This is a genomic window from Micromonospora sp. NPDC005172, assembly GCF_040608555.1.
Taxonomy (GTDB): domain Bacteria; phylum Actinomycetota; class Actinomycetes; order Mycobacteriales; family Micromonosporaceae; genus Micromonospora.
Genome location: NZ_JBEXIL010000017.1, coordinates 97,361 through 121,886, shown reverse-complemented (window position 1 = coordinate 121,886; position 24,526 = coordinate 97,361). Strand labels below are relative to the sequence as shown.

The 24,526-nt window shown below is 70.0% G+C and carries 25 protein-coding genes, 1 tRNA gene, 1 other RNA gene and 1 pseudogene; 17 read left to right on the top strand and 11 right to left on the bottom strand.

The features are described 5' to 3' along the window. Positions 1-42 precede the first annotated feature (42 nt). The gene (locus tag ABZV06_RS14895; protein ID WP_355621672.1) at positions 43-537 is read right to left on the bottom strand and encodes a hypothetical protein; all 495 of its coding nucleotides are present in this window, start codon (positions 535-537) and stop codon (positions 43-45) included. A gap of 92 nt (positions 538-629) precedes the next feature. Then, a complete protein-coding gene (locus ABZV06_RS14890) occupies positions 630-1,184 on the bottom strand; it encodes a hypothetical protein (RefSeq protein ID WP_355621645.1) in 555 nt (184 codons plus the stop codon). A gap of 218 nt (positions 1,185-1,402) precedes the next feature. Between ABZV06_RS14890 and ABZV06_RS14885 the strand changes: the two genes are divergently transcribed. The 6 genes from ABZV06_RS14885 to ABZV06_RS14860 all read left to right on the top strand — a co-directional run bounded on the left by ABZV06_RS14885 (position 1,403) and on the right by ABZV06_RS14860 (position 4,222). Continuing rightward, positions 1,403-1,942 (top strand): MauE/DoxX family redox-associated membrane protein, encoded by a 540-nt coding sequence (locus ABZV06_RS14885; RefSeq protein ID WP_355621642.1) that lies wholly within the window; start codon positions 1,403-1,405, stop codon positions 1,940-1,942. An 8-nt stretch (positions 1,943-1,950) separates the two neighbouring features. After that, positions 1,951-2,499, top strand: a complete 549-nt coding sequence (locus ABZV06_RS14880; protein WP_355238783.1) for a hypothetical protein — start codon at positions 1,951-1,953, stop codon at positions 2,497-2,499. Continuing rightward, positions 2,492-2,824, top strand: coding sequence for a hypothetical protein (locus ABZV06_RS14875; RefSeq protein WP_355238780.1), 333 nt, complete (start codon positions 2,492-2,494; stop codon positions 2,822-2,824). The genes ABZV06_RS14880 and ABZV06_RS14875 overlap by 8 nt, the downstream gene beginning before the upstream one ends. A gap of 156 nt (positions 2,825-2,980) precedes the next feature. Beyond that, positions 2,981-3,493 (top strand): hypothetical protein, encoded by a 513-nt coding sequence (locus ABZV06_RS14870; RefSeq protein WP_355621640.1) that lies wholly within the window; start codon positions 2,981-2,983, stop codon positions 3,491-3,493. After that, entirely contained in the window at positions 3,490-3,948 is a 459-nt protein-coding gene (locus ABZV06_RS14865) for a hypothetical protein (protein ID WP_355621637.1), read from the top strand. Before ABZV06_RS14870 ends, ABZV06_RS14865 begins: the two co-directional genes overlap by 4 nt. 64 nt (positions 3,949-4,012) lie before the next feature. Further along, on the top strand, positions 4,013-4,222 hold the full coding sequence (locus ABZV06_RS14860) for a hypothetical protein (RefSeq protein WP_355238771.1): 210 nt from the start codon (positions 4,013-4,015) through the stop codon (positions 4,220-4,222). Between the two features lie 94 nt (positions 4,223-4,316). Here ABZV06_RS14860 and ABZV06_RS14855 read toward each other — a convergent pair whose 3' ends face one another. From ABZV06_RS14855 to ABZV06_RS14840, 4 genes and pseudogenes are all read right to left on the bottom strand, one after another. Beyond that, positions 4,317-4,508, bottom strand: coding sequence for a DUF397 domain-containing protein (locus ABZV06_RS14855; RefSeq protein WP_355621635.1), 192 nt, complete (start codon positions 4,506-4,508; stop codon positions 4,317-4,319). After that, positions 4,499-4,612 (bottom strand): annotated as a pseudogene (locus tag ABZV06_RS14850) (XRE family transcriptional regulator); the annotation flags it as partial. The pseudogene ABZV06_RS14850 and the gene ABZV06_RS14855, both read right to left, overlap by 10 nt. Further along, positions 4,608-5,444 (bottom strand): class I SAM-dependent methyltransferase, encoded by an 837-nt coding sequence (locus tag ABZV06_RS14845; RefSeq protein WP_355621632.1) that lies wholly within the window; start codon positions 5,442-5,444, stop codon positions 4,608-4,610. The gene ABZV06_RS14845 and the pseudogene ABZV06_RS14850, both read right to left, overlap by 5 nt. 76 nt (positions 5,445-5,520) lie before the next feature. Continuing rightward, positions 5,521-5,605 (bottom strand) — tRNA-Ser (locus ABZV06_RS14840). Positions 5,606-5,687: 82 nt separating this feature from the next. Here ABZV06_RS14840 and ffs point away from each other — a divergent pair. Next, positions 5,688-5,777: signal recognition particle sRNA small type (ffs, locus tag ABZV06_RS14835), an RNA gene on the top strand. Between the two features lie 180 nt (positions 5,778-5,957). Then, positions 5,958-9,158, top strand: coding sequence for a DNA polymerase III subunit gamma and tau (locus ABZV06_RS14830; protein ID WP_355621630.1), 3,201 nt, complete (start codon positions 5,958-5,960; stop codon positions 9,156-9,158). Between the two features lie 55 nt (positions 9,159-9,213). Here the strand turns inward: ABZV06_RS14830 and ABZV06_RS14825 are convergent, their stop codons facing one another. Next, entirely contained in the window at positions 9,214-9,885 is a 672-nt protein-coding gene (locus ABZV06_RS14825; RefSeq protein WP_355621627.1) for a DUF998 domain-containing protein, read from the bottom strand. A 133-nt stretch (positions 9,886-10,018) separates the two neighbouring features. Here ABZV06_RS14825 and ABZV06_RS14820 point away from each other — a divergent pair, with 133 nt between their 5' ends. The 8 genes from ABZV06_RS14820 to ABZV06_RS14785 all read left to right on the top strand — a co-directional run bounded on the left by ABZV06_RS14820 (position 10,019) and on the right by ABZV06_RS14785 (position 18,484). Further along, positions 10,019-11,242, top strand: coding sequence for a hypothetical protein (locus ABZV06_RS14820; protein ID WP_355621624.1), 1,224 nt, complete (start codon positions 10,019-10,021; stop codon positions 11,240-11,242). 131 nt (positions 11,243-11,373) lie between these two features. Then, a complete protein-coding gene (locus ABZV06_RS14815) occupies positions 11,374-11,682 on the top strand; it encodes a YbaB/EbfC family nucleoid-associated protein (protein ID WP_355238853.1) in 309 nt (102 codons plus the stop codon). A gap of 8 nt (positions 11,683-11,690) precedes the next feature. Beyond that, positions 11,691-12,284, top strand: a complete 594-nt coding sequence (gene recR / locus ABZV06_RS14810; RefSeq protein WP_355238753.1) for a recombination mediator RecR — start codon at positions 11,691-11,693, stop codon at positions 12,282-12,284. Between the two features lie 311 nt (positions 12,285-12,595). Beyond that, entirely contained in the window at positions 12,596-14,257 is a 1,662-nt protein-coding gene (locus tag ABZV06_RS14805; RefSeq protein ID WP_355238750.1) for an ABC transporter substrate-binding protein, read from the top strand. Positions 14,258-14,340: 83 nt separating this feature from the next. After that, positions 14,341-15,345, top strand: coding sequence for an ABC transporter permease (locus ABZV06_RS14800; RefSeq protein ID WP_355238747.1), 1,005 nt, complete (start codon positions 14,341-14,343; stop codon positions 15,343-15,345). After that, positions 15,342-16,304 (top strand): ABC transporter permease, encoded by a 963-nt coding sequence (locus tag ABZV06_RS14795; protein ID WP_355238744.1) that lies wholly within the window; start codon positions 15,342-15,344, stop codon positions 16,302-16,304. The genes ABZV06_RS14800 and ABZV06_RS14795 overlap by 4 nt, the downstream gene beginning before the upstream one ends. Positions 16,305-16,370: 66 nt before the next feature. Continuing rightward, positions 16,371-17,384: an ABC transporter ATP-binding protein gene (locus ABZV06_RS14790; RefSeq protein WP_355238741.1), complete on the top strand. Its 1,014-nt coding sequence runs from the start codon at positions 16,371-16,373 to the stop codon at positions 17,382-17,384. Beyond that, positions 17,381-18,484 carry an oligopeptide/dipeptide ABC transporter ATP-binding protein gene (locus ABZV06_RS14785; RefSeq protein ID WP_355621621.1) on the top strand — a complete coding sequence of 368 codons (1,104 nt, stop codon included), beginning with the start codon at positions 17,381-17,383 and terminating at the stop codon, positions 18,482-18,484. The genes ABZV06_RS14790 and ABZV06_RS14785 overlap by 4 nt, the downstream gene beginning before the upstream one ends. A 50-nt stretch (positions 18,485-18,534) precedes the next feature. Here the strand turns inward: ABZV06_RS14785 and ABZV06_RS14780 are convergent, their stop codons facing one another. Together ABZV06_RS14780 and ABZV06_RS14775 are read right to left on the bottom strand one after the other, a co-directional pair. Next, positions 18,535-18,927 (bottom strand): hypothetical protein, encoded by a 393-nt coding sequence (locus ABZV06_RS14780; RefSeq protein WP_355238735.1) that lies wholly within the window; start codon positions 18,925-18,927, stop codon positions 18,535-18,537. Continuing rightward, complete coding sequence (locus ABZV06_RS14775; protein WP_355238732.1) at positions 18,927-19,571, bottom strand: HNH endonuclease family protein; 645 nt, start codon at positions 19,569-19,571, stop codon at positions 18,927-18,929. The genes ABZV06_RS14780 and ABZV06_RS14775 overlap by 1 nt, the downstream gene beginning before the upstream one ends. Positions 19,572-19,678: 107 nt before the next feature. Between ABZV06_RS14775 and ABZV06_RS14770 the strand changes: the two genes are divergently transcribed. Continuing rightward, positions 19,679-21,172, top strand: coding sequence for an MFS transporter (locus tag ABZV06_RS14770; RefSeq protein WP_355238729.1), 1,494 nt, complete (start codon positions 19,679-19,681; stop codon positions 21,170-21,172). A 30-nt stretch (positions 21,173-21,202) separates the two neighbouring features. Here the strand turns inward: ABZV06_RS14770 and leuA are convergent, their stop codons facing one another. Both leuA and ABZV06_RS14760 read right to left on the bottom strand, forming a co-directional pair. Then, positions 21,203-22,954, bottom strand: coding sequence for a 2-isopropylmalate synthase (gene leuA / locus ABZV06_RS14765; protein ID WP_355621618.1), 1,752 nt, complete (start codon positions 22,952-22,954; stop codon positions 21,203-21,205). A gap of 237 nt (positions 22,955-23,191) precedes the next feature. Next, a complete protein-coding gene (locus ABZV06_RS14760; RefSeq protein ID WP_355238723.1) occupies positions 23,192-24,463 on the bottom strand; it encodes an MFS transporter in 1,272 nt (423 codons plus the stop codon). Between the last annotated feature and the right edge of the window lie 63 nt (positions 24,464-24,526).

Sequence of the window (24,526 nt, the reverse complement as noted above, 5' to 3'; positions counted from 1 at the left end):
GTCGTTCCACGTGGACCGGCCGCCCGGTCAGGCCGAGGCGGGTCAGCAGGGGCCGGCGCCCTCGTTGAAGAGGCGGCGCGCCCAGTCGGCGTACCCCGCGATCGTTTTTCGGACCGTGCGCCCGTCGTGCAGGAACAGGTACGCGCGGTCGTCGCTGCGGGCAAGGAGCCCGTCGAGCCGATGGGTCCCCTGTGGAGCGGGCAGCCGGGTCACCGACGGGTAGCGGGCCCAGACGTCCTCGACGGGCGAGCCGACCGTTATCCCCTCCGGTGTCCGCATCGGGTCACCGACCCACAGCAGCACCAGTTTGTCCTCGACGAAGACGGGGCTGACCGTGTCGTGGCCGGCGAGCACCGGTCCGCAGGCGTCCAGGTCGGTACGCAGGATGCCCCGGCGGGTCAGCTCGGCCTCGGTGTCGCCGAACTCGATGTTGCGCAGACCGTTGAGGTCGATGACCTCGACGTTGCCGGCGGGCCGGTGCGCCGGCATCGGGCCGGCTGACGGCGCGCCGCTGCCCGCGATCGAGGCAGCAGTCAGCAGCATGGCAATAAACGCGAATTGTCGCAATTTCATGGAATCCCCCAGTCCCCAACGGAACGGGGCCGCTCAGGTTGCTGCCCGACGACGGATTACTGATTTTCCCACTGTTCGACCAGCTCGTCCCAGTAGTCGGCGCTGAGTCGACGCCGCCCGTGGGCCAGCCAGCCCTCGGTGTTGCGCTCCAGATGCAACCCGACCTCGGCGAACGGATCGATCCACGCGCCCCGCTCGACGCCGAGCTGAAGCAGCGCCTCGTTGATCGGCCACTTGGTGCGGGGCGCGTCGAGGACATCGTCGAATCGCGGACCCCAGGACAGCGTGCCGCCCAGCCACACCGCCGCCGCCTGGCGGCCGATGCCTGCGCCGAACTCCGCCTCCAGGTACGCCAGAGGCCCCGACCGCGACCAGTGTGCCAGCCTGTCGGCCAGCGGCGGCGACAACACCAGCCCGAACGGTTGCGCGGCGCTGGGATCGTCCGCCGCGAAGTCCGGCAGTGACCCGGTCAGTTCCACCACCAACTGCGGGGTGACCGGCAGTAGCGCGAAGTCCTGGCGCAGTTCGCCGAGGACCGCGTGGTCCAGCTCGGCGGTCTGCTCGCGGAGCAGGTCGGCATCCGCGACGACGGCGCTGAGCTGGTAACCCATCGGACCCTCCGCCGTCCACAACCTGTGGATAGGACATGTGTACGACGGTTCTGGCTGCGCCGACGTCGATCTTCGAAGCGTACCCGCCGGGCGGCCGACCCTTGACGAGAGATCGATACATGCGGAAGTATCGCTGGAACACGGGGATGTACTTATGGTACTGGCGCCCTTGCCGTCCGTATCCCCGTGCAGCTGCACCGATGTTTCGGGGGCGCTCCATGAGTGAAGCGGCGGTCTTAGGCGTTCGAATTCTGGTGGCAGCGCTCTTTCTGCACGCGGGCGGCGCCAAATTGTTTGCCCCGCAGCAGTTCTCACGTACGCTGCGCGCCACCCTTCGCATCGACGACAACCACAGTCTCTGGACGGACCACTCCGCCCGGGCGATTGCCTTCGGCGAGATCGTGACGGCCTTACTCCTCGTCGGTATGCCGGACGACGCGTACGGCCTGGTCCTCTCCGCGCTCCTCGGTGCCGGGATCGCCGCCTTCGCGCTGACGGCCCGCCTGCGCCGCGTCACCATGGCCTGCGGGTGCTTCGGCGGCAGTCAGGGTCGCCCGCTCGGGATACGGCAGTTGTTGTTCGGCACGGTGCTGCTCGCGGTATCGGCGCTGCTGGCGTACGGGCAGACCGACACCCGTGCCGACAACGCGGCCCTGATCGTGGCGGCCTGTATCGGTGCCCTGGTGGCGAACCTGATCCGCTGGCGGGCCAACCTCGTCCGGCCGCTGCGACGGCACCTTCAGCCCTTCCCCCAGTAGGAGAGCCGATGTTCGAGCTGATCTTGTCGATTGCCCTGTTCGTTCTCACCGTTGCGGTCGTCGGGCTGTTCGCGATGATGGGCGAGCTGTCCTCCAGGGTCCCGCAGGAAGACGTGGTCGACGTGGCCACACCCATCGACAACGCCGCTCTCGGCACGGCACCGCAGATCTGGCCGGACGACATCACCCATCTCGCCACCCGCGAATTCGCGGCGTTGGTCGTGCTGAGCACCAGTTGCAGCAGTTGCCGACGCATCGCCGCCGGCGCCACCGGACAACTCTCTCTTCCGCCCGATGTCGCGGTCATCGTCCCGGCACCGTCGTTGGCCGACGGGCAGCAGTTCGTCGCGGAGAGCTCGGTGATCAGCGAATTTCCGCATTCGATCGACGTGGGCGGCGAATGGCTGACCAAGAACCTCGCGGTCGACATCAGTCCCAGCGTTCTGGTCTTCAACCGCGGCGCGCTGGTCACCGCGCACACGTTCAGCTCCGCCGCCGCGTTGAACGAGCTTCTCGACCGTCCGGTCGAGCGAGACAGAGAGGATTCACATGCGTAAGCACAGTGGTCACGAACAGCACGATCCGAAACGGGCGAGCGGGCCCAGGAGGCGTTTCCTGGGCACCATCGGGGCCAGCGCTCTCGCCACCTCGGCGGTCCTCTTCGGCTCACCGGAGCGGGCAAGCGCCACCTACAACATCGGGTGTTGCCACCTGTCCTTCGTTCCGTCCGTCTCGTACAGCACCTGCATCAACAGCCCCCGGTACTACACGTGGTACTGCTCGACCTCGACCCGGACCTGCGGATGCTGCGAGGTCAAGAACTCCAGCGGCACCGCCAACGTCAAGTCGGCGTACTACTGCGACAGCTCCCGGTCGGCCTGAGGCCGGGATTCGACGATGGCCATCTGGGTGTTGCTCGCGGGGGCGGGTGCCCTGTTGCAACTGCTCAGCCCTTGAGGCCGTTCCATGGTTGGGGTCTCCAACCCGATGATGAACAGCGATCGGAGGAGTGGACGCAGGTTCCTCTGGGGTTTCGCGGTGGGGATGATCGCCTCCGCGGTGACTGTCGCTCTCGCTCTGGCGGCGCTGTCATTTCTCAGCCTCCTGTTGCCGGAGGCGGTTCGGCTGGTGGCGCTGCTCGTCCTGCTGGTGTTCTTCGGCGTCGCTGACTTCCTCAACCGGACTCCCCACGTCTGGCGGCAGGTGCCGCAGCGGTTCGCCGGTCAGTTGGGACCCTGGCAGTTGGGTCTCGTCTGGGCGTACGACCTGGGGTTGTACGTCACCACGCAGAAGACGACGTCCCTTATCTGGATCGGGCTGGCCGGAGTCGTCCTCACCCAGCCCCCGGCAGCGGTGGCGGTGGCGGTGCTCGTGACGAACGCCCTCTTCGGTATCGGCGTCGCCCTTCTGACGTTCCACCGCAGCGGACTGGTGCTGACCCATCCGCGGTTCTTCGATCGCATCAACGGCAACCTGATCCGGCCGGCGCGGTTCATGTCCGGCCTGGTCGCGGTCGGACTGGCCCTCTACCTGGCGATGGGGTGGCAGTGACTGATCGAATTCATGAAAGGTATCGCCCGCCGGAAAAGCCGGGCGGGGCTGTGGTCGTCACGGCCTTCGCCTGCCGCACCTTCCCCAACATGCTGCTGATCTGGAGGCTCCACCGCCAGTTGAAGCGCAACGTGTACGCCAAGGCCGACGGCTTTCTCGGCGTACACCTGATTCTCAACTGGTGTGATCGCGTAGTGCAGAGCATCTCTCTCTGGTCGGACCTGCACGCCTTGTACGACATGGGAGAGGTCAAGGAGCACGTCCGGGCGGTCCGGGTGCCGGGAACCCGAGGTATCCAAACCTCCTGCGGAGTCTTCGGCTTCGACGGCGACTGGCTCAGCGTGCTGTTCGGTTCGGCGAAGGGAAGGCCTTCGCCACTATCGGATTGGCAGGACGGGCAGCGTCCGGCTGCCAACGGTGACAAGGAGAAGCATCGTGTCCCAACCGCCCACTGATCGAGGCTATGTCAAGATCACAGACAGTCCTGCTGGCGGCAAGCGAGTGGAGATCTACGCTCGCATGTCCCGCTCCGGGCTCCCCACCCACCTCTTCGCCGTCCACGACAGCGCCGACGTCGTCGTGGATTCGAAGGCGGTGTTCGAGCGCGCGGGCGCGGACAGTCTCTCCGCCGAGCCCATGGAGGTCAGCGTGGACACGGACGGCAAGCTGTACGTCCGCGAGCCGCTGCGGATGGAGTCCCTGCCGCAGTTCGGCATGCAACGACGCTGATCCCCGTCTTCCGTCGCTTCCCCTGCCCCGGTAGGGGAAGCGACGAGGAGCGCCCGAGGGGACGGCAGTACAGCGACGTGTGTGCGCAGTGCGGTCAGGCGTGTCGGGCGAGCTGGGCCACGAACGCCCGCCAGGCCACCGGCGCGAAGGCGAGCGCCGGGCCGGTCGGGTCCTTCGAATCCCGTACGCCGACCACACCGGGCAGGTTGTCGGCGACCTCGACACAGTTGCCGCCGTTGCCGCTGCTGCGGGTGCTCTTGCGCCACCGCGCGCCAATCAGCTCCATGATTCCGCCACTACTTCCGTCATCAGCTCGACCGACTGCCGGTGCGACAGCGCCTCGCCGCGCACGTTTTCCCATGCCGCCATCATGGCCGCGATGTCGTCAGGGTCGCCAGATCACGATGTCGACATCGCGTGGCCGCTCGGCGAAGAGACCGTGCCGTGTCGCTGCCGACAACAGCTCGCGCAGGTCCGCCTCGAACGCCGGGAGTCGATCGCCGAACAGGTGCGGCGCTGAGCTGGACAGGGAGAACACCGCCGCGACGACCTCGTCCACCGACCGTTGCACGACCATGCCCTGCTTCACGGTGAGTCGGGCGGGACCGGAGAATCCCGCCGCGAGCATGATCTCCCCCTCGCCGCCGGGGGTGCCGGAGGGCAGTGATCCCTGGCCAGCCCGACGGACCGGCCCCAGATAGCGCGCGACCAGCTCGTCGATCCCCGCCCAGGGCGGCCGCGGGTATGGCAAATCGTCGTCGCCGGCCACGCCCTGGTGCGTGTTGGCGCCGACGTGGACCCACGCCCCGTCGGGCGCGAGCATGTCGCGGACCCGCCGGGCCACCAGCGGTCGGTCCATCCAGTGGTACGACTGGGCGAAGGTGACCACCCGGAACGTACCCAGGTCGGCCGGCAACTCCTCGGCCCGCAGGTGCCGCCACTCGACGTTCGTGACACCGACCTCGCCGGCCCGGCGCTGTGCCTCGGTGAGCATGTCCCGGTCGGCGTCGACCCCGACCGCCGTCTCGAACAGGGGCGCGAGCAGCAGCGTCAACGAGCCGGGGCCGCAGCCCACATCCAGGAGCCGGCCGGTGCCGTTCAGGTCGAGTGCGGTGCCGATGGCCTCTGCGGTTGCGGGTGGGTACGGCCACCGGCCGACGCTGTAGTGCCGGGCGCTGCCGGCGTACAAGGTCTCGTCCCACTGCCAGGTCGAATCAGCCACGGCATCGATGACACCACAACGACGACGCCCGGCCGACCTGTTATCGGTCTGCCGGGCGTCGATCATGCTCCACGAGCGGAGGATACGAGATTCGAACTCGTGAGGGTGTAAACCCAACACGCTTTCCAAGCGTGCGCCCTAGGCCTCTAGGCGAATCCTCCGCGAGCCAGGATACAGGCCCCCGCCGACCGGGACACCCCACCACCCCCTGAAGATCGACGGGCCGTCGGGTAGGGTTGGCGTCACCTCCCGTGCGGCGGTATCTCGTGAACCTCCCCAGGGCCGGAAGGCAGCAAGGATAAGCGAGCTCTGCCGGGTGCACGGGAGGCCTTTTTGTCTCCGGGCCTCGATCCACACCGACATCCGTGCTGTCGGGGCATCCCGGGCATGCGGACACCCCGATTTCCAGGAAGCCGAGTCGATCAAGCCCGTGGGCCCAGACGTCCCGGCGGGGTGGGTGGTCACCCGCGCCAGACCGGCGCAGAATGGCTCGGTCGAGAGGAGGCGGGACGCGTGACGCTGGCGCTCTACCGCAAGTACCGACCGCGCACCTTCGCCGAGATGATCGGCCAGGAGCAGGTCACCGAGCCGTTGTCGCAGGCCCTGCGTAGCGGGCGGCTCAACCACGCCTACCTCTTCTCCGGCCCACGCGGCTGCGGCAAGACCTCCAGCGCCCGCATCCTGGCCCGTTCGCTCAACTGCGAGCAGGGCCCCACTCCCGAGCCGTGCGGCAAGTGTGAGTCCTGCCGCTCGCTGACCACCGACGGTGCCGGCTCGATCGACGTCATCGAGATCGACGCAGCCAGCCACGGTGGTGTCGACGACGCCCGCGAGCTGCGCGAGAAGGCGTTCTTCGCGCCGGCCCGCAGCCGCTTCAAGATCTACATCATCGACGAGGCGCACATGGTCTCGACGCAGGGCTTCAACGCCCTGCTCAAGCTGGTCGAGGAGCCGCCGGAGTACGTCAAGTTCATCTTCGCCACCACCGAGCCGGAGAAGGTCCTCGGCACGATCCGCTCGCGGACCCACCACTACCCGTTCCGGTTGTTCCCACCGAAGGTGCTGCGCCCGTACCTCGAACAGCTCACCCAGGCCGAGGGCGTCACCATCGAGCCGGCGGTCTTCCCCCTGGTGGTGCGCGCCGGTGGCGGCAGCATGCGGGACAGCCTCTCGGTGCTCGACCAGCTCATCGCCGGCGCCGGGCAGGAGGGGGTCACCTACGCCCGGGCCGCCGCGCTGCTCGGCGTCACCGACGCCGCGCTGATCGACGAGATGTGCGACGCGCTGGCCGCCGGGGACGGCGCCGCCGCGTACGCCACCGTCGACCGGGTCGCCGAGGCCGGGCACGACCTGCGCCGGTTCGCCTCCGACCTGCTGGAACGGCTGCGCGACCTCATCGTGATCCAGCAGGTGCCGGACGCCGCCACGAAGGGCCTCATCGACGGCCCCGCCGACCAGATCGAGCGGATGGCCGCCCAGGCCGCCCAGCTCGGCCCGGGCACGCTCTCCCGCTGCGCCGACATCGTCCACGACGGCCTGGTGGAGATGCGCGGCACCACCGCGCCCCGGCTGCTGCTGGAGCTGATCTGCGCCCGGATGCTGCTCCCCGGCGTGGACGATTCCACCGGTGGCCTCCTCCAGCGCCTCGAACGGATGGAACGCCGGCTCACCCTGGGCGGCACCGACGCGCCGTCGGCCGCCGCGCCAGCGACAACCCCAGGGGTACGCCCACAGCACGCCCCTCCGGTCCCGGCTGCCGCACACCCCGCACCCGCCGATGCCCCGACCTCCGCACCGCCGTGGGATGTCGACCCGACGGTGTCCCCGGCCCCGCGAACCGCACGTACTCCAGGCTCGGCCGCCTCGGATGCTGCCGGTGTTGCCGGCTCGGCTGCTGTCGGCACGACCGCCTCCGGTGCTGCCGGCCCGGACGCTGCCGCCTCGGGCGTCCGAGGCTCGCACGCGCCCTCGGGTGCGGACTCCCCGATCCCGGCGTCGCCCGGCGCGTCGACGGCGGCCCCCACTTCCGCTGACCGGACCGCGCCCGTCTCGCCCGCCGGACCGGGCACCGGCTCGGCGACCCCGCGTCGGGTGGTACCGCCGTCGGCCGTGCTGCCCGACCCGGCGACCCCCGCGCCACCACGCCCGGATGCGCCAGCCCCTGCGCTGGACGCGGTCGCGGTGCGCCGGGTCTGGCCCGACGTGGTCGGCAAGGTCAACCGGACCAACAAGCGGATCGCCGCCCTGATGCGTGACGCGGTGGTCCGCGAACTCGACGGCGACATGCTGGTGTTGACCGTGAAGTCGTCCGTGCTGGCCAAGATGATGGCCGATCACTCGGCGGTGCTGACCGACGCGCTCTACGAGGAGTTGGGCGGGCGTTGGCAGATCCGCTGCGAGGTGGCCGGCGAGCGGGGCGGCACGTCGCTGTCCGGCCCGCCGCGCTCCCAGCCCACCGCACCGGCCCGACCCGCCACGCCGCCGGCTGCCGCCCCGACGAGCGCGCCGCCAACTGGGCCCAGCTCGAACGCGCCCAGCTCGAACGCCGCTCCCAGCTCGAACGGGCCTGGCTCGAACCCCGCTCCCAGCTCGAATGCGCCCAGCTCGAATGCGCTCAGCTCGAACGCGCCCAGCTCGACCGCTGCTCCCAGCTCGAACGGGCCTGGCTCGACCGCTGCTCCCAGCTCGAACGCGCCTGGCTCGAACGCCGAGTTCGGCTCTAATCCCGCGTCGCGCTCGAACCCCGCGCCAAGCTCGAATCCCGCAGACCTCAGCGCAGAATCGGGGCCTGGCTCGAACGCCGTCGCTCCGGGGGGTGCGGCGGCCAACGCCTCGACCGCTGCTGCCGGTCCGACGACCGCGCTGTCCACCGCGGTGAACCCGACCGGCGCGTCCGGCTCGGCTTCGCCCGGCGGTGTCGGCGCGGGCTCCGGTGGTCACGGAGCGGGTGGGCAGGGTGCAGCGTCGTCCGCCACGTCGGCGGACGACGACGGTGACTGGCCGGAAGCGGCCCGCCCCGGCGGTGCCGCCCCGGTCTCCGAGGCTACCGACGACGAGGACTGGCCGGAGGCCGCCCGCCCCGGCGGCGCGTTGGCCGGAACCGAGTCGAACTCCCACTCCGTGCCGCCCTCGACCGGCGCGAACGGCAGCGGCAACACCGGGAGCGGCACCAACGGCACCGGCCCGAACAGCAGGGGCACCACCGGGAGCGGCACCAACGGCGCCGGCCCGAACGGCAGCGTCGCGAACGGCGGTGTCAGCACCAACGGCGCTGGGGCGAACGGTGCCGGGCCAGGCGGTTCGGGCGGTCCCGCGGCGGCCGGCGGCGGTAAGCCGGGCGGACGGGGTAACTCGACACCTGCGACACGGCAGCCGGCGACAGCCGGTGGCGCCCCGGTGAGCAGCGCCATCGCCGCGGCTCGCGCGGCGGCGGCGGGGCGCGGTGCGCGTACCGGAGCGGCAACCCGGCCTGTCGCGGACGCCGAATGGGCCGGCGAGCCGCCCTACGACCCGGACTTCGACGGCCCGGCGCGGGCCGGCCGACCCGGCGGCGCTGCACCGGCCCCGGCCCTTGAGGGGTTCGACCCGGGCGACGAGCCGCTCGACGAGATCATCGATGAGAAGACCGCCCGGGAGTCGAGCGAGGAGCAGGCGGTACGCCTACTGCGCGAGACCTTCGGCGCCGAGAAGATCAACGAGATCGACGCCCGCTAGCCCCCCACTCTCCTCGATCTTGCAGTTTCGGTTGCCCTTCTGCGTGGAATGCCCCTTATGCAGGCGCAGAAAGTGCAAGATCGCGGGGGTGGGGGGTTTCGGCGAGGAGGACTCCGAGGCAGCAGGCCCAGAGGGGGAAGGGCAGCACGGCTACTCGTTCCATGCCGCCCACCCCGATGCCGGTGCCCTGCTGGGCGACGAACAGCACGGTCCCGACCAGCGCGGTGAGCCCGGCGGCGAGGGAGAGCCGTCGCCACCGGCCGAGCACCGTGGAGTTCGGCGCGAAGCCGGCGAGGAGTAGGCCGACGTTACCCGTGCTCATGATCAGGAAAGCGCCGAGGACGTGCCGGTTCTCGTCGACGTCGGCGGGATTGAGAGCCACCAGCGCATAACCGCCGGTGGCCAGCAGCAGGAGGATCTGCGCCGAGCGCACCATGCCGCCCCGGCCGAGGAGCCGCCAGGTCAGCAGCAGCCCGGCGGCGAGCAGGACGGCGGTGGCCAGCATCGCGGCGTTCATGAGTGGATGCCAGGGCGAGCAGACGAACCGGGGTCGGGTGGTGTCCCAGGTCCCGCAGTGGACGTTGCCGAGGTCGCTGATGTTGTGGGTGGCCCAGCTGTAGGTCGGCTCGCGCCACCGCAGTCCGGTGATCAGACTTGCCACGAGGAAGATCGGTGCGGCCGCCGCCCAGCAGAGCGCGGCGACGCGGCCACTACGGGTGAGGTTCATACCGTCGAGCAGACCAGTACGAGGGTGCCCGGCGCACTACCGGCAGACCGCCGGTTCGGGGTAGTGGTAGCCGTACCTCGAAGGCGGTTCGACGGGGTGGACGGTGTCCCCGTGCGCTGTCAGGATGTGCGCCGTGAAGATCATCTCGACTGCCGAGGAAGCAGCCGACGGCAGCCGGTTCGGCCGTGACCACGCGAAGGCGGCGGTGCTGGCGATCGCTGGCCTGATCCTGTTGATCTCGGCGCGGTCGATGTCGTGGGTGACGGTGCGTCCCAACGGGTTCGCCGTGGACCGGCTGTTCGGCCGAGCGCCCTCGACCGAGGCGCGGACGTTCGGGCTGACCGACCTCGCGGGCTACTGGCAACCGCTGTACGTCGGGTGGGCGTTGCTGCTGGTGCTGCTGGTGGCGGCGTGGGTACGGCCGCACTGGCGGTTCGGTGTGCGGTTGGCCGCGATTCTGCTCGGTGTGGTGCTGGGAGTCGGCACCCTTCTGCCGGCCACGGCCGCCATCGACGTCAGCGGTTTCCCGGCACACGATCATCCCGACGCCGACCTCCTTGGTGGCGTCTGGTCCGCGCTGTTCGGGGTGCTGTTGCTGGTACGCGCCGTCACGGCCCTGCCGGAGCCGGCGACGCCTACCGCACCGGAACCGGCGACGCCGACCGCTGCCGCCGTATTCGTGGATGAGCCTGCCGCGACGGATTCGACCCCCTTCGTCTGGCAGGGTTCCCGCCCGAACACCCGACCGGAGGCGCCCTGGTGGCGACGCCCCGCGCCGATCGCCGGCGTGCTGGCGGTCCTCGGCGTGGCAGTCCTCCTCGTCACGGTCAGCTTTCGGGCGATCGACTCGGCCGACGACCAGACCCCCGACCTCGGTGCGCTGGTGGTGGCGGCTCCCGCCGGTTGGGCCCCTGCCACGCCGGCCGTGGCGGAAGACCAGGTCGACCTGGGTCGGGTTCTGCCGCTCTCCGAGGCGCGAGCGCACCTGCTCGCCGAGCAGACGGGCGGCGACCTGGTTCACGCGGCCGCCTCGGCCTGGACCCGCCCGGACGCCACCCTCGTGTCGATCACCCTGCTCCAGTTCGGATCGGCGGGGTCGGCGGACCAGTTCCAGCGTTCCTACGGCGACCTGCGGGGGGGCGACCCCCGGCGAGGTGACGCCGCTCGCCGAGGTGCCGGGGTCTGCGGCCTTCGTGAATGCCGAGCGGACCGGGGTGTGGGCCGTCGCCGGCCGGCACGAGATCGTCCTGATCGTCAGCGCGGTCGGCGGCCCGCCGGGCAGCGTGCCGGTCGTCGAGTACCTGGTCCGCGAGCAGTACGACCGGCTCTGAGTCTCGGCGTCCCCGACCCGCGATGAAGGAGCCCCGGGCCTCGGCGTGGGCGGACGCACCGGGCACGGCGACGTCGGTCCCAGCGGATAGGCTGGTCGGCGGCCGAGCAGACGAGTGCGAGAAGGAGCCATCCGTGCGCCCAGGTGGACAGCCGAACATGCAGCAGATGCTGAAGCAGGCGCAGAAGATGCAGCAGCAGATCGCCGCCGCCCAGGCCGAGCTGGCCGAGGCCGAGCTGACCGGCACGGCCGGCGGAGGGCTGGTCACCGCGACCGTCTCCGGCGGCGGCGAGCTGAAGGCCATCAAGATCGACCCGAAGGCCGTCGACCCGGACGACGTGGAGACGCTGGAAGACCTGGTGGTGGCGGCCGTGCACAACGCCGCCGAGGCGGCTCGTGAGTTGACCGAGCGCAAGATGGGCCCGGTCGCCGGCGGCATGGGCGGCCTCGGCCTGCCCGGTTTCTGAGCCGGCAGATGTACGAAGGTGCCATCCAGGATCTGATCGACGAGCTGGGGCGACTGCCGGGCGTGGGCCCGAAGAGCGCCCAGCGGATCGCGTTCCACGTCCTCTCGGCCGATCCGGCCGACGTCAACCGGCTGGCCGGCGCGCTGCGCAAGGTCAAGGAGCTGGTGCGCTTCTGCACGACCTGTTACAACGTGGCGGAGTCCGAGCAGTGCCGGATCTGCCGCGATCCGCGCCGCACCGACGAGGTGCTGTGCGTGGTGGAGGAACCCAAGGACGTGGTGGCCGTCGAGCGGACCGGTGAGTTCCGGGGCCGCTACCACGTGCTCGGCGGCGCGATCAATCCGCTGGAAGGCATCGGCCCGGACAATCTGCGTATCCGGGAGTTGATGACCCGGTTGAGCAGCGGCACGGTGCGGGAGCTGATCCTGGCGACCGACCCCAACACCGAGGGCGAGGCGACAGCCACCTACCTGGCGCTGATGGTGAAGCCGATGGGCCTCGCGGTGACCCGGCTGGCCAGCGGCCTACCGGTCGGCGGCGACCTCGAGTACGCCGACGAGATCACCCTGGGCAGGGCCTTCGAGGGCCGCCGGGCGGTCTGAGTTTCCAGATTCGACGATGGCCGACACCCGCACGGGTGCCGGCCATCGTCGCGTACGTGCCCGGAAATGATCTGACACCTCGGCCCCTATCGGGCCTGTTCGACGTAACAGTTTGGCATCGCGGGTGCAGAATCCACGGTCGCGGCCCGCTTTCACCTTCGAATCTTCTGTCAAGCGGCGGTTGAGGCACGATCCGATACCAACAGTCCATCCCACGGTTTCCGGCTGGACGCCCCGAGAGCTATGGTCACCGCCATCGGTGACCCCTGTCACCACGTTGTCCGTACCCCCAAGGACGAGGTGAAGCACACATGCGTGCACCCAGGCCGAAGGTCGCCATCGCGGCCGTCGCGGTCGCGGCCCTCGCGGTAGCAGGCTGCGCCGAGAGCAACCGCGACGACAATTCCAGCGGTAGCAAGAAGGACACCCTCGTCTTCGGCGTCGCCGGAGACCCGAAGGTGCTCGACCCGAGCTTCGCCAGCGACGGTGAGTCGCTGCGCGTGGCGCGTCAGGTCTTCGAGACCCTGGTCCGGCCCGAGGAGGGTGGCACCAAGGTCACCCCCGGCCTGGCCGAGTCCTGGACCCCGGACGCCGCCGGCACCACCTGGACGTTCAAGCTGCGGTCCGGCGTGAAGTTCCACGACGGCACCGACTTCAACGCCGAGGCGGTCTGCGCCAACTTCGACCGCTGGTACAACGCCAAGGGCCTCATGCAGAGCCCGGACGTGACGGCGTACTGGCAGGACGTCATGGGCGGCTTCGCCAAGAACGAGAACGCGGACCTCCCGCCGAGTCTCTTCAAGTCCTGCTCCGCCAAGGACGCGACCACCGTCGACCTGGCGTTCACCCGGGTGTCCAGCAAGATCCCGGCCGCGCTGATGCTTCCCTCGTTCTCCATCCACAGCCCGAAGGCGCTCCAGGAGTTCGACGCCAGCAACGTGGGTGGCACGGCGGACGACATCAAGTACCCGGCGTACGCGACGGCGCACCCGACCGGCACCGGCCCGTTCAAGTTCAAGTCCTGGGACGTCGCGAACAAGACGCTGACCCTGGAGCGCAACGACGACTACGCGGGCGCCAAGGCCAAGCTGAAGACGCTCATCTTCAAGACGATCTCCGACGAGAACGCCCGTAAGCAGGCGCTGCGCTCCGGCGACATCCAGGGCTACGACCTGGTCGGCCCGGCGGACGTCGAGCCGCTGAAGGGCGAGGGCTTCAACGTCCTCACCCGTCCGGCGTTCAACGTGCTCTACCTGGCGATCAACCAGAAGGGCAACCCGAAGCTCGCCGACGTCCGCGTCCGGCAGGCCATCGCGTACGCGCTGAACCGCCAGCAGCTGGTCGACTCGAAGCTGCCCCCGGGCGCGAAGGTCGCCGACAACTTCATGCCGGACACGGTCGAGGGCTGGAACGGTGACGTCACCAAGTACACCTACGACCCGGCGAAGGCGAAGGCTCTGCTGGCCGAGGCCGGCGCGTCGAACCTGACCCTGCGGTTCCACTACCCGACCGAGGTCACCCGGCCGTACATGCCGAACCCGAAGGACATCTTCGAGCTGCTGTCGGCGGACCTGAAGGCGGTCGGCATCACCGTCGAGGCGATCCCGCTGAAGTGGAGCCCGGACTACCTGAACGCCACCACGTCCGGCAGCAAGCACGACATCCACTTCCTGGGCTGGACCGGCGACTACGGCGACGCCTACAACTTCATCGGCACCTTCTTCGACCGGCCGAAGGACGAGTGGGGCTTCAACAACAAGGCCCTGTTCGACCAGTTCAAGGACGCGGACACCACCGCCGACATCGCGGCCCGGACCGAGAAGTACAAGGCCCTGAACAAGTCCATCATGGACTTCCTGCCGGGTGTGCCGATCTCGCACTCCCCGCCGGCGATCGTGTTCGGCAAGGACGTGACCGGCGTCAAGGCGAGCCCGCTGACTGACGAGCGGTACGCAACCGCCGAATTCAAGTAGGTTCTGCACCAAGGCAAGGAACGCGGGCGGGCGCTGGCACACAGCGTCCGCCCGTAACCCTCCGCAACCCCTTCGAGGCCGCCGTGTTCCGGTTCATCGTCAGACGCCTGCTCCAGCTGATACCCACGCTGTTCGGGCTCTCCCTCCTGCTCTTCATCTGGCTCCGGCGACTGCCCGGAGGCCCCGAGACCGCCATCCTCGGTGAGCGCGGCACGCCCGAGATGCGTGCGGCCATCCGGCACAACATGGGCCTCGACGAGCCCATCCTGGTGCAGTACGGCCGGTTCGTGCGGCGGATGGTCCAGCTCGACCTGGGCACCTCGACCTCCACCAAGCGACCGGTCACCACCGAGTTCATCGAGCGCTTCCCCGGCACCGTCGAGCTGACGATCACCGCGATGGTGATCGCGATCGGCGTGGGTATCCCGCTGGGCTACCTGGCGGCCCGTCGCCGCGGCCGGTTCCTCGACCACGCCTCGGTGGGCGGGTCGCTGATCGGCATCTGCATCCCGGTCTTCTTCCTGGGCTACGTGCTCAAGGCGATCTTCTCGGAGAACCTGCACTGGTTCCCCTCCAGCGGCCGGCAGGACCCGACGCTCGGGGCCACCCGGATCACCAACTTCTTCGTCCTCGACGGGCTCATGACCCGCGAGTGGGACGCCGCGGCCGACGCTCTCTGGCATCTCGTGCTGCCCAGCATCGCGTTGGCCAGCATCCCGCTGGCGATCATCGTCCGGATCACCCGGGCGAGCGTGCTCGAAGTGCTCAACGAGGACTTCGTGCGTACCGCCGAGGCCAAGGGGCTCACCGAGCAGACCGTCCGGCGTCGGCACGTGCTGCGCAACGCGATGCTGCCGGTGGCCACCTCGATCGGTCTGCTCGCCGGCGGTCTGCTCTCCGGCGCCGTGCTGACCGAGACCGTCTTCGCCTTCAGTGGCATCGGAGCCTTCGTCGCCGAGGCCATCGGCCAGCGCGACTATCCGGTGCTGATGGGCTTCATCCTGATCATCGCGGTGGTGTACGTGCTGGTGAACCTCCTGGTCGACCTCTCCTACAGCTTCATCGACCCGAGGGTGAGGGTGCGATGACACTCAGCCCGGGCAAGAAGCGCGAAAAGATCGACCGGCTCTCCGAGCTGGCCGCCCGCGACGACGAGCGGGGCGTCAGCCTCTGGCAGGAGGCGTTCCGCCGCCTGCGCGGCAACCCGGCCGCGATCGTCGGTGCCGTCATCCTGGCGCTCTTCGTGCTGGTCGCGGTCATCGGACCGTTCCTCGTGCCGTACGCGCCGACCGACACGATCGGCATCCGGGAGGGGCTGATCAAGCCGGGTGTCATCCCGGGGCCCGACGGTGACCACTGGTTCGGCTATGACCACCAGGGCCGCGACGAGTTCAGCCGGATGATCGTCGGTGCTCGGCAGACCCTGCTGGTCGGCGTGGTCTCCACCCTGATCGGTCTGGCGATCGGCGCGTTGATCGGTGGTGTCTCCGGTGCCGCGGCGGGCCTCGGTGGCCGCTGGGGACGCTGGATCGACACCACCCTGATGCGGTTCGTCGACATGCTGTTGGCGATGCCGAGCCTGCTGCTGGCGGTGAGCATCGCCGCTCTGCTCGGGGCCAGCCTGACCACTGTGATGATCGCGGTCGGCGTCGTCTCGGTGCCGGTCTTCGCCCGGCTGCTGCGCGGCTCGATGATCTCCCAGTCCAACAGCGACTACGTCCTCGCGGCCACCTCGCTCGGCGTGAAGAAGTCGAAGATCGCGCTGACCCACGTGGTGCCGAACTCGCTCGCCCCGGTGATCGTGCAGGCCACGCTCACCCTGGCCACCGCGATCATCGAGGCCGCTGCGCTGTCCTTCCTCGGTCTCGGCAACCCGGACACCGCCGTGCCGGAGTGGGGGGTGATGCTCGCCGACGCGCAGCAGTACCTCGGAATCCGGCCGTCGCTGGCGATCTACCCGGCGATCGCGATCATCATCACCGCGCTCGGCTTCACCCTGCTCGGTGAGGCGATGCGCGAGGCCCTCGACCCGAAGCTGCGGAAGTAGGCCCGGTATGTGTGAAGCGCGAGGAGTGAGCTTGCGAGCCCCGCAGTCGCGAACGGAAGGCCAGTAATGGCACTGCTCGAAGTTGATGATCTCTCCGTCACGTTCGCGCGACGCGGCCAGCGTGCCGTGCACGCCGTCGACGGTGTCTCCTTCTCGGTCGACGCCGGTCAGGTGGTCGGCCTGGTCGGTGAGTCCGGCTGCGGCAAGAGCGTCACCTCGCTGGCGATCATGGGTCTGCTGCCGAAACAGCCGGGCCTGCGGGTGGGTGGCAAGGCTGTCTTCGACGGCACCGACCTGCTCCAGCTCGACGACCGGTCGCGGCGTGACATCCGTGGTCGGGACATCGCGATGATCTTCCAGGACCCGCTCTCGTCACTGAACCCGGTGATCCCCATCGGTCTACAGGTCACCGAGGTGCTGGCGCGGCACCGGGGGATGAAGGGCGAGGCCGCTGCCAAGGAGGCGGCGGCGCTGCTGGACCGGGTCGGCATCCCCGACCCGAAGCGCCGGCTCAAGGAGTACCCGCACCAGCTCTCCGGCGGCATGCGGCAGCGGGCACTGATCGCCATGGCGGTGGCCTGCCAACCCCGGCTGCTGATCGCCGACGAGCCGACCACCGCGCTGGACGTCACCATCCAGGCGCAGATCCTGGAGCTGCTCAAGGAGCTGGTCCGGGACTCCGGCACCGCACTGTTGATGATCACGCACGATCTCGGTGTGGTGGCCGGCATGGTCGACACCGTCAACGTGCTCTATGGCGGTCGGGTGGTGGAGACGGCCCGCCGTCGTCCGCTGTTCCGCGAGCCACGGCACCCGTACACCGTGGGTCTGCTGGGGTCGGTGCCCCGACTCGACGCCGGACGGGGCGAGAGGCTCAACCCGATCCCCGGATCGGTCCGCGACCTGCTGCCCTGGCCGGACGGCTGCGCGTTCGCCCCGCGCTGCGCGCGGCGGACCGACGAATGCGTGGGTCAGCCGCCGGAGTTGGTGCTCACCCACGACGGTCGGAGCTACCGGTGCGTCAATCCGGAGCCGGTTCCCGGCACGGTGCCCGCCCCGCGCGAGGAGGAACAGGCGTGAGTGACAACGACACGCTCGTCGAGGTACGCGATCTGAAGGTGCACTTCCCGATCAAGCGGGGGGTGCTGTTCGACCGGGTGGTCGGCCACGTGCAGGCCGTCGACGGTGTGGACCTGACCATCGCGCGTGGCAAGACGTACGGCCTGGTCGGCGAGTCCGGCTGCGGCAAGTCCACGCTCGGCCGGGCGCTGCTGCAGCTCACTCCGCCCACCTCCGGGGAGGTCACCTTCGACGGCGTCGAGCTGACCACGCTGGCGCCGGGCAAGCTGCGGTCGATGCGTCGCCGGATGCAAATGATCTTCCAGGACCCGATGTCCAGCCTCGACCCGCGGCAGAACGTCGAGTCGATCCTGACCGAGGGCATGCAGACCCACGGGATCGGCGCCGACCGCGCCGAACGCCGGCGGCTCATCGGCGAGACGCTGGACGCGGTGGGGTTGCCCCGCTGGGCGCTGTCGCGCTACCCGCACGAGTTCTCCGGCGGGCAGCGGCAGCGCATCGGCATCGCCCGCGCGCTGGTGCTCGGGCCGGAGCTGATCGTCGCCGACGAGCCGGTCTCGGCGCTCGACGTCTCGATCCAGGCCCAGGTCGTGAACCTGCTCGACGAGTTGCAGGACAGTCTGGGGCTGACCTACCTGGTGATCGCACACGACCTCGCGGTGGTCCGGCACATCTCCGACACCGTCGGCGTCATGTACCTGGGCGCGCTCGTCGAGGAGGCACCGAGCGACCGCCTCTACACCGAGCCCATGCACCCGTACACGCGGGCGTTGATGTCCGCCGTTCCGGTGCCCGACCCGGACGTGGAGGACCGGCGGGAGCGCATCCTGCTCGCCGGTGACCTGCCGTCGCCGGCCAACCCGCCGTCCGGCTGCCGATTCCACACCCGCTGCCCGTGGGCGCAGCCCACCCGCTGCTCCGATGAGCGGCCGGCGCTGCGGGAGATCGGCGGCAGCCGGGTGGCGTGCCACTTCGCCGAGCAGATCGCCAGCGGCGAACTGCGCCCGCACGGGGTCAGCGCACAGCTTGTCCGCCCCGAGGGCGAGGGGGAGACGCCGGGTGTGGTCTCCGCCCCCACCGAACCCGGCTCGTACGTCTGACCGCGTTCGCGCTCGCCCCGGTCCGGTGACACCGGGGCGAGCGCGGCGGTTCAGCCCTCCGGGCGGTTCAGCAGCCCGACGGCGACGCTGTGCACCGCGTCCAGCCCCGCCGGATCGGCCAGCGCGGCCGACCCGCCGGTCACCGCGTACCACTCGTCCGCGTCCTTGTACTGCACCCGCAGGGTGACCTTGCCGTCCGCGTACTCGGTGCGCAGGGTCAACTCACCGGTGACGACGCCGACCTCGTCGGTCATCACCCCGCCCGGACCGGGCACGATGTCGGCGGTGCGGCTCTGCGGGGCACTCGCGCCGGTCGAGTCGGCGACCATGCCGGCCCCCGGCACCGCGGCCGGCGTGTCGCCGGTGCCGTCGGCCGTCATCCCGGCGGCGGACGGGGCGCTGTCCGCGTCCGTCTCGGCGTCTGTCGCCGCTTCCTCGCTCATCAACAGCCCTCCAACATGTCGGTCAGGGCGGCCTTCTCGGCAGCGGTCACCGTCAGCTTCCAGTAGTGCTTCACCGTCACCCAGTCCTTGGCGTACTGGCACCAGTACGACCGGTTCGCCGGCTTCCACTGGGACGGGTCCTGGTCACCCTTTGCCCGATTTGAGGACGCGGAAACCGCGATGAGCTGCGGACGTGTCGTGTCGTTGGCGAAGTCGCCGCGCTTGGCGTTGTCCCACTCGTCGGCGCCCGAGCGCCACGCGTTGGCCAACGGCACGGTGTGGTCGATGTCCACGTCGGAGGGATCGGTCGCGCTGCGACCGTCGTACACGCTCTCCCAGCGACCACCGACCACGTTGCAGCCGGAGAGCTTCACGTCCTTGCCGTCGCGTTGCAGGATGCTGTCCCGCACGTCGCAGTTCTTGCCGGTGTCCCGCCAGTGCGGGAAGCGTTCCCGGCTGTAACCCTTCATCGAGCTGGCGTTGGCGACGGTCAGCTGGCCCAGCTGCTCGACGGCATTACCGCCGCCGCCACCCGGCGCCGGCGTGGTCTCCGCCTCGTCGGGCGGGACGCAACCGGCCATGCCGAGCGCCAGCGCCGCGACGAGCGCGGCCACCGATGCACGCGGTCCTGATCTGGTACGCACAGACGACACCTCTCCAGCTTGCGGGCTCCCGGCGATTGCGCACAGTACCCGGGGATGGTTTCGGCGTTTCGTGGCGTCTCCCACAATCTGCAAGGCAGATTGTGGGGATGACCATCTCCGTACCGTCGCCCGCACTGCGGATGGGCACCGCCGCCGGCCGAGGAACCCTGCTCGCGGCGGTGCTTGCCTCCGGCATGGTCTTCCTGGACACCACAGTCGTCAACGTGGCACTGCCGAAACTTGGTCAGGATCTCGGTGCCAACGTGGCAGATCTTCAGTGGACCGTCAACGGGTACCTGCTGACGCTGGCGGCGTTCGTCCTGCTCGGCGGATCCCTCGGAGACCGCTTCGGCCGGCGGCGGGTCTTCCTGATCGGGGTGTTCTGGTTCACCATCGCGTCGGTGCTGTGCGGCCTGGCCCAGGGCACCGGCACTCTCATCGCGGCCCGCATCGTCCAGGGCGCGGGCGGGGCGCTCCTCACGCCCGGTTCGCTCGCGGTGCTCCAGGCCAGTTTCCACCCCGACGACCGGGGTCGGGCAATCGGCGCGTGGGCCGGACTGTCCGGAGTGTCCACGGCGTTGGGACCGTTCATCGGCGGCTGGCTGATCGACGCGCTCTCCTGGCGGTGGATCTTCTTCCTCAACCTGCCGATCGCCGTACCGGTCGTGCTGGCAGCGCTGCGCTGGGTGCCGGAGAGCCGCGACGAGAACGCCTCCCGCACGCACGGTCCGGGCCGTACGCGACGCCGCTTCGACGTGGCCGGGGCACTGCTCGGCGCACTCGCGCTCGCCGGCGTCACGTACGCCCTGATCGACGCGCCCGCGCGTGGCTTCGCCTCCGCCCCGGTCCTGGTCGCCGCGCTGGTCGGTGTGGTGGCCGCGGTGGCCTTCGTGCTGCTGGAACGGCGGCGGGGGGACACCGCGATGCTGCCCACCGGGCTGTTCAGCAGCCGACTGTTCTCCGTCCTGAACCTCTTCACCGTGGTGGTCTACGCGGCGCTGAGCGGTTTCACCTTCTTCTTCGCCGTCTACCTCCAGAACGTCGTCGAGTGGTCGGCGCTGCGCACCGGCATTTCCCTGCTGCCGATGACCCTGCTGCTGTTGGTCGGATCGGCCCGGGCCGGTGCACTGTCGGCGCGGATCGGCCCTCGACTGCCGCTGGCCGTCGGGCCGGTCGTGGCCGCCGGCGGTCTGCTGCTGCTGCGCGGCGTCGGGCCGGGCGCGTCCTACTGGACCGACGTGCTGCCCGGGGTGCTGCTCTTCGGCCTCGGGCTGACCCTGGTCGTGGCGCCGCTGACGGCGTCGGTGCTCGCGGCGGTGCAGGACCGGTTCTCCGGCGTCGCCAGTGGCTTCAACAACGCCGCGTCCCGGGCCGGAGGCCTGCTCGCGGTGGCCGCGCTACCGCTGCTGGTCGGCCTCTCCGGCGGCGGGTACGAGCAGAAGGCCGAGCTGACGGACGCGTTCCGCGGGGCGCTGGCCTGGTGCGCGGGGCTGCTGCTGGTCGGCGCGGTGCTGGCGCTCGTGCTGGTGCACCGGCCGCCGCGTGCGGCACCGCCGTCGCAGCCCTGCCACTCGATGCCCGCCGCCACGCCCCCGAAGTAGAACCGCACCTCCGGGGGCGTGGCGTCCGCGTCAGCGGCGGGCGCGGTTGACGGCGCTGGTGACCGCCTTGATCGAGGCCGTCACGATGTTGGCGTCGGTACCGACACCCCAGACCGTCCGACCGTCCACCTCGCACTCCACGTACGCGGCCGCCTGCGCGTCACCGCCGGAGGACAGCGCGTGCTCGTGGTAGTCGAGCACCCGTACGCCCACGCCGACCGCCTGGAGCGCGTTGACGTACGCGTCGATGGGGCCGTTGCCGACCGCGGCGAGCGAGTGCCGCTCGCCGCCGACACCGACCTGGACCTCGATCTCGACCTTGCCGTCGGCGGTGCCGATCGTGTAGCCGGCCAACCGGACCGCAGGGTCCGGCTGGTGGTCCAGCAGGTAGTGCGTCGCGAAGATCTCCCACATGGCGGTCGGGTCGACCTCGCCGCCGTCGTGGTCGGTGACCTGCTGCACGACCCCGGAGAACTCGATCTGGAGCCGGCGCGGCAGGTCGAGCTGGTGCTCGCTCTTCATGATGTACGCGACGCCGCCCTTGCCGGACTGCGAGTTGACCCGGATGACCGCCTCGTAGGTGCGGCCCAGGTCCTTCGGGTCGATCGGCAGGTACGGCACCGCCCAGGTGTGCTCGTCGACCGGTACGCCCGCGGCCTTCGCGTCCGCGATCAGGGCGTCGAAGCCCTTCTTGATCGCGTCCTGGTGGGAGCCGGAGAAGGCGGTGTAGACCAGGTCGCCCGCGTACGGGTGGCGCTCGTGTACCGGGAGCTGGTTGCAGTACTCGACGGCCCGCCGGATCTCGTCGATGTTCGAGAAGTCGATCATCGGGTCGATGCCCTGGGAGAAGATGTTGAGCCCCAGCGTCACCAGGTCGACGTTTCCGGTGCGCTCACCGTTGCCGAACAGGCAGCCCTCGATGCGGTCCGCGCCGGCCAGCAGGCCCAGCTCGGCGGCGGCGACCCCGGTGCCCCGGTCGTTGTGCGGGTGCAGGCTCAGCACGACGCTGTCGCGGCGCGGCAGACGCCGGTGCATCCACTCGATCGAGTCGGCGTACACGTTCGGCGTGGCCATCTCGACGGTGGCCGGCAGATTGATGATCAGCGGGCGGTCGGGCGTCGGGTCGATCACGTCGATGACCCGGGAGCAGACCTCCAGCGCGTACTCCAGCTCGGTGCCCGTGTACGACTCCGGCGAGTACTCGTAGAAGATCTCGGTGTCCGGGGTGTGGATCTCCGCGTACTTCTGGCAGAGCCGCGCCCCGGAGGTGGCGATGTCGGCGATGCCGTCCCGGTCCAGGCCGAAGACCACCCGCCGCTGGAGCGTGGAGGTCGAGTTGTAGAAGTGGACGATGGCCCGCTTCGCGCCGCGCAGCGACTCGAACGTCCGGTCGATCAGGTGCTCCCGGCACTGCGTGAGCACCTGGATGGTGACGTCGTCCGGGATCATGTCGTCTTCGATGAGCTGCCGGACGAAGTCGAAGTCGGTCTGGCTGGCCGACGGGAAGCCGACCTCGATCTCCTTGTAGCCCATCTGCACCAGCAGCTGGAACATCCGCCGCTTGCGCTCGGGCGACATCGGGTCGATCAGCGCCTGGTTGCCGTCGCGCAGATCCACCGCGCACCAGCGCGGCGCGGCCTCGACCGTGCGGGTGGGCCAGGTGCGGTCCGGCAGGTCGACCCGGAACTGCTCCTGGTACGGCTGGTAGCGGTGGTACGGCATCCGGCTGGGGCGTTGCCGGGCGATCGGATCGGTCTCGGCGTCGGTGACAGGTTGAGCCATCTCGGAATGCTCCCTGGAACATGTGGCGTCAGCAGATCGGAAGGTGTCGGCGAGCTGCCGGGCGACGGTGCGCGGCGGTGCCGAGAGGAAGATCAGATGTGCTGGACGGCGCGATGCAACTCCGCGACGAGGTGCCGGCCGGTCAGGCCTCGTCGCGGCGGCTAAGGAGGAGAAGCGCCTGCCACATGACCAGGTCACCCTACGTGATGGGACGAAGGGTGCAAAGGCTGGTCCGGACTATGGGATCGATGTCATCGTCGGCTCCGGGGCCTGGGCACCGAGCCTCGGCGTCCGTCCGGTCCAGGCCACGGCGGGCACGATCGCCACTGCGAGCAGCACGAAGATCGCTGCCGTCGGTAACCACCCCCACCCGCCGGTGCTGACGCCGAGCGCGGTCAACCCCGCCGGAGCGATCAGGTACTGCACCTGCTCGCCGAGCCGCAGCGCCCCCACATACGCGCCGCGTTGGTCGTCCGGTGGAAGGGTGGCGGTGAACCCCCAGGCGCCCGCCGACTGGATCAGCTCGGCCAGGATCAGCAGCGTCGCGGCGGCCACCAGCACCACGACGGTGAGCGCGCCCCGGGTGACCCCGGAGATCGGCAGGACCAGGCAGGACACGGCGATCAGCAGGCCACCACGGCGGGAGGCTCGCGCCGCCCCCGCGGCGGTGTCGGCGCCCCGGCTGACGCGTACCTGGAGCAGCACGATCAGGACCGTGTTGAGCAGCACCAGAGCGGCGATCACCGTCTTCGGGGCGTCGGTGTGGGTGAGGATCCACAGCGGCATGACCGTCAGGTAGAGCACCCCGTGCGCGGTGAGCAGCCCGGACAGCAGGGACACCGCCATGAACGGCCGGTCCCGCAGCACGGCGAGCCGCCCCATCGGCTCCGCCGGCCTCCGTACCTGCGGCAACCGGGGCAGCCGCCGCACGAACAGGGCCGTCACCAGGATCACCGTCGCGATGAACCAGACCATCGCCCGGTACGCCTCGATCGTGTCCACGGCCAGCACCAGGCCGCTGATCACCGCCCCCAGACCGAAGCCGACGTTCAACGAGGAACGCTGGTACGCCATCGCGGTGACCCGCTCGGCCGGGGGGAGCGCGTTGATCGAGTAGACCTGGCGGGCCACGCCCGTCGACGCGTCCACCGCCGCAAGCGCCACCACCACGGCGAGGAAGCTCGCGAAGCCGCCCACGAACGGGTACGACGCGAAGAGCGCCGCGTCCAGCACCAACCCCACCACCCAGACCCGCTGCGGCCCGTACCGGTCGGTGAGCCCGCCCAGCGGCACGGTGCCCAGTAACGACACCCCCGCCGCGATGGACAGGCCCAGCCCGACCTGAGCGGCGCTGAGCCCCAGCGCCCGGGTGAAGAAGACGGCACTGCCGGCGTGGAACAGGCCGCTGCCGACGGCGTAGACCATGGCCTGCACGGCCAGCGCGCGAGTCAGACCGGCCGGCGGTACGACGTTCGCGACAGCGGTACGAATGGTGTCTCTGGTCCCCATGGCAGGGGAGTGAACCGTGCCCCCACGAGGACGGTCGAGCCTTTTAGGCTGGACCGAATCCTG